This is a genomic window from Streptomyces sp. NPDC002573, assembly GCF_042889625.1.
GTDB lineage: Bacteria > Actinomycetota > Actinomycetes > Streptomycetales > Streptomycetaceae > Streptomyces > Streptomyces gibsoniae.
This window is the reverse complement of the sequence record NZ_JBIARC010000262.1, coordinates 1-1,482: the sequence shown is the minus strand read 5'-3', so window position 1 is coordinate 1,482 and position 1,482 is coordinate 1. Positions and strand designations below refer to the sequence as shown.

Below are 1,482 nucleotides of genomic sequence, written 5' to 3'. Positions count from 1 at the left end.
GCCGATGTCCGGGCCCTGGTGGGGCTCGGGTGTGCCCTGAAGGGTCTGGACGCGGAAGGCGATGTGCCAGCCGAGCGCGTCCTTGATCAGTCGTGACTGATTTGGTGGTCAGGCAGGGGTGGGGATCCAGGCGCCTCGGCCGTCGAAGAGCCGTGTGATGGCGTCGAGCAGGTTGCGGCCCTGTTTGGCGGCGGTGGACAGGTAGCCGCGCACGGCGAAGAAGCGCTCGGCGCCGAGTGCTGTGCGCCAGCCTCCGGAGATCTTCTGCTGGATCTTGGCCATTCGGATGGCCTGTTCGCTGGTGTTGTTGTCGAAGGGCACCCGCCAGTCGAAGGCGAACCGGAGCACCTGGTCGCGTTCGGTGTCGAGGCGGTCGAGCAGGTTCGCGGCCTTGCCCCGTTTGCGGCGCGGTTCGCCCGGCGCGCGGGGCGGGTGCAGGTTCCGCCCGGCGGCGATGATCTCCTCGTAGCGGGCCGTGAGGCGTTCGAGGGCGTCCACGGTGAAGCCGGTAGCGTGCGGGTGCGCGGACCGGATGTCTTTGATCTCGTCCCAGGTGTCCACCAGCAGCGCGACGAGGTCCCCGGCCCAGTCCTCGGGGCGGCCGGCGGGCGCGTTCTCCACGACGGCGGCAAGTTCCCGCAGGTGGTGCGCGTTGCACAGGGCGTGGGCGGTACGGGTGTAGGTCTTGTAGGGCTTCCAGCCGTCGTGGACCGCGACGCCGGTGAACTGTGGCAGGACGCCCATCGCCTCGAACGCCTGCACGCCGCGCTTGGCGTGGACCTGGTAGAGCGTCAGTGAGCGGGTGCAGGCGGTGTGTACCCAGCAGGTGCGGCCGGCGATGCGGGTGCCGGTCTCGTCGAAGCCGACCACTTCGCACTCGATGAGCTGGCGGCGCACGGCCTCGGTGTGCGGGGCGAGCGCGTCGGCGGCCTGCCCGGCCCAGCCCAAGAGGGTGGCGGTGGCCACGTCCGCGTCCGCGTCCAGGCAGTCGGCCAGCAGCTCGGCGCACCGCTCGTAAGGCAGGTGCTGGCGGGTGAGCAGGTAGACCGCCAGGCTCTTCAGCCGGGGCCCGTACTGGGCCGGGGCCGCGGGGACGCCGGACGGGGTGGCGGCGGTGACCTGTCCGCACGCGCAGCGGCGGTGCTCGATGCGGTGCTCGGTCACCCGCAGGCGAATCTTGGGAAGGTCGAAGACCTGCCGCCGCTCGACCGAGACCACCCCGGCCTCGGTCAGGTCGCCCGCGCAGCCCAGACAGGTGGCCGGGGCGTGGATCTCGACCACGTCCGGCTCGTCGACTTGCATCAACGCGCCCCCGGCGGCGCCGCGGGGCTTGCCTGGGCCCCGACCGGAGGGCTTGCGCAGCGACGCCGGACGCGCCAGACCGTCACTGGACGGGGCGAGTGGCCGGAGGGAATCTCACCCTCCGGCTCTCTCAGAACCGGGCGTGAACCTCTCGATTCACCCGGCTCCCACCATCCAGCC

At 71.7% G+C, this 1,482-nt stretch carries 1 protein-coding gene; it reads right to left on the bottom strand.

Features of this window, described 5'->3' with window-relative positions:
- Positions 1 to 108 precede the first annotated feature (108 nt).
- A complete protein-coding gene (gene tnpC, locus ACFYX0_RS47810; RefSeq protein ID WP_388982135.1) occupies positions 109 to 1,302 on the bottom strand; it encodes an IS66 family transposase in 1,194 nt (397 codons plus the stop codon).
- Positions 1,303 to 1,482 lie beyond the last annotated feature (180 nt).